The sequence below is a fragment of the Streptomyces sp. NPDC058864 genome, from assembly GCF_042742985.1.
Classification (GTDB): domain Bacteria; phylum Actinomycetota; class Actinomycetes; order Streptomycetales; family Streptomycetaceae; genus Actinacidiphila.
The window spans coordinates 40,648-46,124 of the sequence record NZ_JBHYMQ010000021.1; the positions used below are offsets into that span (position 1 = coordinate 40,648).

Below are 5,477 nucleotides of genomic sequence, written 5' to 3' on the forward strand. Positions count from 1 at the left end.
ACATATCGTTAAGGGCCGGACTATACCCGGGAAATGTTTCGTGCCAATGGCGCGGGGGGGGGGGGGGGGGGCCCCCCCCCCCCCCCCCCCGGGGGGGGGGGGGGGGGGCCCCCCCCCCCCCCCCCCCGGCCCGTCCGTCCGTCCGTCCGTCCGTCCGTCCGTCGATCAGAACGCGGTGACCTGGAGGATGTACACCCGTTCGTGCCGGGGAACGACGAGGTAGAGGAACAGGCCGTCCGCCACGGCTGCCGTCCTCGTCCCCTCCCCGCTGCCCTGGAAGGCGGGCCCGTCGAGATACCGGGCCTCGGCGGCGCGAACGAGTTCCCCTGCCTTCTCCTCCACCTGCGCGACCAGCGTCACGGGAGCGGGGGTCTCCCCGCCGACCACGTACTCCTCACCGGGCTCGTACTCCCAGGCCCAGCTCACCCACCCACCGCCGCGCGGGCCTGGTCGAAGATCGCCCGAATCTCGGCCATCGCCGCCTTCCACTCCGGCTCGTCCCTGTCGAGGGTCTGAGCCGTGTGCTCCGCCGAGCGCAGGCGTGCCGCGGTGTCGAGATCGCGGGCGATCTCGACCTGGACGGCCCACGCGGTGAGGAATCCGCGCAGCGGCTCGATCGAGCCCGAGTCGACGGAAAGTGCGATCGCCTCGTTCTTCTGCTGCTCCATCTCCGCAAGGCGGTGCGGGGCCACCTGCGCCAGTGCCGCGCGGAGCGCCTCGGGCGTTCTCGCCGGCCGTGCGATGAGCTCTGCCCCGTGGTGCTCGGGCTGGGTGGTCATGATGCGGTCCTCCTCCGGGTACCGCAGCTCAGCCTAGCCACTCCGGTCGTGCCACGACGCTGCTCTCGCACCAGCCCACCGCGACGTGCGATCCCCTGGGCACCGCGGACCCGTACGCACGGATCCGCGGTGCCGGGTGGCGGCTCAGTCGTTCGGGACGGTCTCGTACTTCGGGGTGGACTCCGCCATCTGCTTCAGCGCGTCCTTGCGGTCCCGCTTGGAGAGCCTGTCGATGTAGAGGTAGCCGTTGAGGTGGTCGGTCTCGTGCTGCAGGCAGCGGGCGAAGAAGCCCTTGCCCTCGACGACGACGTCGTTGCCGTGCATGTCCTGGCCGCGGCAGACCGCGTAGTCGGGGCGCGGCAGTTCGGCGTAGGCGCCCGGCACGGACAGGCAGCCCTCGTTGCCGTCGTCGAGGACGCGGCGCTCGGCGGGGAGGTCGTCGATGACGGGGTTGACCACGTGGCCGACGTGGCGGACGCCGTCGTCGTCCGGGCAGTCGTACACGAAGACCCGCAGCGGCACGCCGATCTGGTTGGCGGCGAGGCCGACGCCCTCGGCGGCGCGCTGGCTGGCGAACATGTCGTCGATCAGCGCGGCCAGCTCGTCGTCGAAGGACGTGACCGTCTTGCACGGCTGGTGCAGCACCGGGTTGCCGACCACCGTGACGGGGCGGGCCGTGCCGCGCTCGCGGTGGGCGGCCTCACGCTCCTCCGCGTCCGTCACGTCGTCGGTGAATGCGGTCTGCTCGGTCTCCTGCTGCGACATGGTCCGTCGTACGCCTTCCTGGGGCTTCTCCAAAGCTCAATAGCCCATCAAGGGTACGTGCCCGCGCGAGTGTCAGCAGACCTCTTCGAGATCGCGCCAGTCCCGGGTGTCCGGGCTGTCGGCGACCCAGCTGTCCAGCAGGCCGCGCACCAGACCGACGGGGGCGGCGATGCCGCACTCCCGCTCGGGGGCCCAGAGGGCACCGGGGGTGCGGTGGCTGAGGTGGCCGGGGTGGCCGGGTTCGCCCTGGTCGTGCGGGTCGCGTGAGGCGTCGGAGCCGTCGTCGGTCGGCATCCGGCTCTCGGAGCAGGTGCGGCAGAGCAGCCGTACGGAGGACGACCAGTCCTCGGCGGCGTATCCGGCGTCGGCGGCGAGCTGCTCGAGGGCGTCGCGGTCCGACTCGGTCGCCGCCTCCAGCAGGACGAGCCAGGTCGGCACGGGCGAGGGCGCCCACAGCTCGATCTCGTCGAAGACGGGGTACGTGGCGCCGTCGGCGGTGCGCCGCTCGCCGTGCGGGACGCCGTCGTGGAGCACGACCTCGCCCCAGCGGCGGCCGGAGGACGGCAGCGGGATGCTCAGCACCTCGATGCGGGCCGGGTCGATCCGGCGGCCCCACACCACCTCCGCCTCGCCCTCGGGGGAGAGCCGCACCGCGGAGCTGCCCAGCTCCATCTCGACGGGGCCGGTGCCGGCGGGGTCGGGGCGCAGCCCGTACGCCTGCCAGGCGCGGCGGGCGAGGGGCCAGTCCTGCAGGGCGGTGGCGGCGATGCCGACGTTCCACCAGTCGGGGGCGCCGGGCGCGCGGTCCAGCAGGGCGACGGCCCGCAGGCCGGTGGTGCGGGCCTGCTCCCAGTCGTGCCGGAACTTGTGCAGCAGCGCCAGGTTGTACCAGGACTCCGAACGCCAGGGCTCCAGGTCGGCCGCACGGATGAGCAGCGCACCGGCGTCCTCGTACCGCCCGTCGCTGATCAGCGTGAACGCCCGGTCGGTCGCCTGCCGCCAGGTGGCGGACGGCCGATGCCGTGCCCTGCCGAAGATCCTCAAGGTGTCCCGCCTGCCGTTCGCGTTCGCTGGTGCTCCACGGTGCCCCGTCCGTTCCCCCACGTCCCGTGCTCAGCGGTGCTCATCAGTCCTCCTTGCCATCGGCAGGGCCTGTCACACACGGCCGGGCTTGTCGGTTTGGCAGCATCGGCGCCATGGTGCGCCTCTTGAGCGCTCTGCGCCCCTGCGGGCATCCAACCATGCCCCTTGGTGCGCCCGCTCATTACCGGTGGGTTCACTGCCCGGCCCGGGCAACGACCCTGGTCAGCGCCTCGACCACGCGAGGGTCGTATTCGTGCGCGGTATCGAGGCGTAACCGCTCCAGCGCCTGCAGCCCACGGCCCACGGCCGTACCGCCTCCGGCCAGGTCCTCGTAGGCGTTGGCCGTACGCACGATGCGTCCCGCGAGCGGCTGTTCCCGGTACGGATCGGCCTGCCCCTCCACGATCCGCGCGACTTCCTCGGGGGCACCCGTACGGCGTACGACCTCCGCTCCGAGCAGGGCGATCCGGCGGCGTTCCACCTGATCGAGGGACGAGGTGGCACCGCCGGGCACGGGGTCGACGAGGGAGAGCTGGCCGATGTCGTGCATCAGGGCGGCGTGTTCCAGGGCGGCCAGCGCCCTTCCGCCCAGGCCGAGTTCGCGTCCCATGGCGTGGCTGAGCGCGCTGACCCGGCGGGCGTGCCCCGCCGGGGTGTAGCCGGCGACCTCGGTGGCCCGGGCCAGCGAGGCGATGGTCTCCCGGTGGGTGGACCGGATCGCGGCGTGCCGGCGGAAGGCCGTCTGGGTCAGCAGCAGCGGCACCCCGCACACCGGCAGCGCCCACAGCCCGGCGGCCTGCTCCGCCTGCGCGAGCACGACCCCGCCGGCGCACACGGCCGAGCCGACGCCCGGCAGGACGGCCAGTTCGTCGCGGAGGACGGAGGCGAAGGGATGGCCTGCGCGGGCGGCGCCCAGCACGGCGGCCAGCACCGCGTCGCAGAGGATCGTGCTGGCCAGCAGCAGGACGGCGTAGCCCGGATGGCCGCCGCTGCCGCCGTACAGCGGCTGCGCGGTCGCGGCGGCGAACGCCACCGTCAGCACGCGCCGTGCCGCCGCGTCGCGTGGCGCACCCCTCAGCTGCCCGGCGATCACCGCGGCGACGGAGACCGCCACCACGACCGCCACCGCCTCGGCCGCGAGCAGTGCGTAGGCCAGGGCGCCGGCGAAGGCGACGGGAGCGGCCTCGCGGCCCTCGGGCTCCGGGATCCGGAAGGCCTCGCCGACAACGAGCAGCGCGCCGAACGCGGCGGCCGCCGCGGGATCGGCGACGCCGTGCACCGCCGTCCAGACCGCGGCGGCACCGCCCACGGCGAGCGCGAGCCCGTGGACGGCGAACACGACGGAGGGCGTGCGCCTGCGGTGACGCCGGTGGTCGCCGCCGCCGCGGCGTGCGGAAACGCTCACGGGCGCGGCTCGGGGGTACGGCGGGGCGGGGCCTCGCGGCGGGCGTGGCGCCGGGCCTGGGCGGGGGCGAAGGGTTCCGGCTCGTCGGCGGTGACCGCCGGGTTCCAGCCCTCCCGGCGGACGGCGCGGACCAGGGCCTGCACCATCAGCGGGTCGAAGTGGCTGCCGGCGCAGCGGCGCAGCTCCCCCAGCGCGTCGTCGACACCACGGGTGGCCTGGTACGCGCGGGTGGAGGTCATCGCGTCGAAGGCGTCCGCCACGGCCACCAGCCGCGCGGAGGACGGGATGGCCTCGCCCGCCAGGCCGTACGGGTAGCCCGACCCGTCCAGGCGCTCGTGGTGGTGGAGGATCGCGGTGCGGGCGTCGTCGAGGAAGGCGATGCCGCGCACCATCTCGTGGCCGTAGCCGGGGTGCAGCTCGATGATCCGCCGCTCCTCGGGGGTGAGCGGGCTGTCCTTGCGGAGCACCCGGGTGGGCACCCCGAGCTTGCCGATGTCGTGCAGGATGCCGGCCAGCCGCAGGGCCTCCACCCGCTCGGGCGGCAGACCGATCTCGCGGGCGATCAGCGCCGACGCCCGGCCGACGCGCTCGCTGTGGCCCCGGGTGTAGCGGTCCTTGATCTCCACGGCCTGCACCAGTGCCCGCACCGTCGCCTGGTGCGCGGCCCGCTCGCGGCGGGCCTGGCCCACGACCCAGCGCGCGATGTGCGTCGGCAGCAGGGCCAGGACCGCGGCCACCGCCCCGTACGGGCCCTGCCAGAGCACCGCGGCCATGAGCCCGACCAGGCCGTAGGTGAGGTGCGGGGCGAGCGGCTCCAGCAGGGACTCCCGCCAGGCCGCGGAGGGGGCGGTACGCTCGGCGGTGATCAGCACGCCGGCGGTGAGGGCCGCGGAGAACAGGCAGAACGCGAGGACGGCAGCGAGCGCGGGCACCAGCAGCCCCGGCAGCCGCGCGAAGGCGCCGTCCCCGAAGGCGGTGCGCACCTGGGCCGCGGCGGCCGTCGCCAGGGCGAGTTGGGCGGCGTGCCACACGCGGCGCACCGGGCCCGGCTCGCCGCGGACGGGCGCGAGCAGCCCCCCGGGCACCGCGACGAGTGCGGCCGCGCCCGGGGGAAGCAGGAGCGCGGCCGCGAAGAGCACCGGGGGCAGTGACGCCCCCGTGCGTTCCCCCGCCGCGTAGAGCACCGCCAGTACGGCGGCGGTCGCCCAGGGGGTTCCCTCGCGGGGGCCCGTGACCAGGGCGCCGCACGCCGACACCACGACGACCGGGATGTAGACCCGAGCCGCCACGGGGAGCATCCGGACCGCCCGCTTCGCACGCACCCCACCGAGGCTAGGGGCGCGGGGGGCCCCCCCGGGGGGGGCGGGCCCGGGTGGCCCCCGCGGGGGGTGCCCGGGGTCCAGGGGGGTAGGGGGGCGGGGAGACGGGGGCGGACCCGGCGGGGC

6 protein-coding genes are annotated in these 5,477 nt (G+C 75.2%); all 6 read right to left on the reverse strand.

The genetic code is table 11. The features are described 5' to 3' along the window. Positions 1 to 165: 165 nt before the first annotated feature. The 6 genes from ACFW3D_RS18405 to ACFW3D_RS18430 all read right to left on the reverse strand — a co-directional run bounded on the left by ACFW3D_RS18405 (position 166) and on the right by ACFW3D_RS18430 (position 5,330). Positions 166 to 426: a hypothetical protein gene (locus ACFW3D_RS18405; RefSeq protein ID WP_500505202.1), complete on the reverse strand. Its 261-nt coding sequence runs from the start codon at positions 424 to 426 to the stop codon at positions 166 to 168. Next, the gene (locus ACFW3D_RS18410; RefSeq protein WP_500505203.1) at positions 423 to 779 is read right to left on the reverse strand and encodes a DUF6247 family protein; all 357 of its coding nucleotides are present in this window, start codon (positions 777 to 779) and stop codon (positions 423 to 425) included. Before ACFW3D_RS18410 ends, ACFW3D_RS18405 begins: the two co-directional genes overlap by 4 nt. Before the next feature lie 144 nt (positions 780 to 923). Then, on the reverse strand, positions 924 to 1,544 hold the full coding sequence (def, locus tag ACFW3D_RS18415; protein WP_500505204.1) for a peptide deformylase: 621 nt from the start codon (positions 1,542 to 1,544) through the stop codon (positions 924 to 926). Between the two features lie 72 nt (positions 1,545 to 1,616). Continuing rightward, complete coding sequence (locus tag ACFW3D_RS18420; protein WP_500505205.1) at positions 1,617 to 2,588, reverse strand: tetratricopeptide repeat protein; 972 nt, start codon at positions 2,586 to 2,588, stop codon at positions 1,617 to 1,619. Between the two features lie 232 nt (positions 2,589 to 2,820). Continuing rightward, on the reverse strand, positions 2,821 to 4,032 hold the full coding sequence (locus ACFW3D_RS18425; RefSeq protein ID WP_500505206.1) for an HD-GYP domain-containing protein: 1,212 nt from the start codon (positions 4,030 to 4,032) through the stop codon (positions 2,821 to 2,823). Continuing rightward, positions 4,029 to 5,330, reverse strand: a complete 1,302-nt coding sequence (locus ACFW3D_RS18430; RefSeq protein WP_500505271.1) for an HD-GYP domain-containing protein — start codon at positions 5,328 to 5,330, stop codon at positions 4,029 to 4,031. The genes ACFW3D_RS18425 and ACFW3D_RS18430 overlap by 4 nt, the downstream gene beginning before the upstream one ends. Between the last annotated feature and the right edge of the window lie 147 nt (positions 5,331 to 5,477).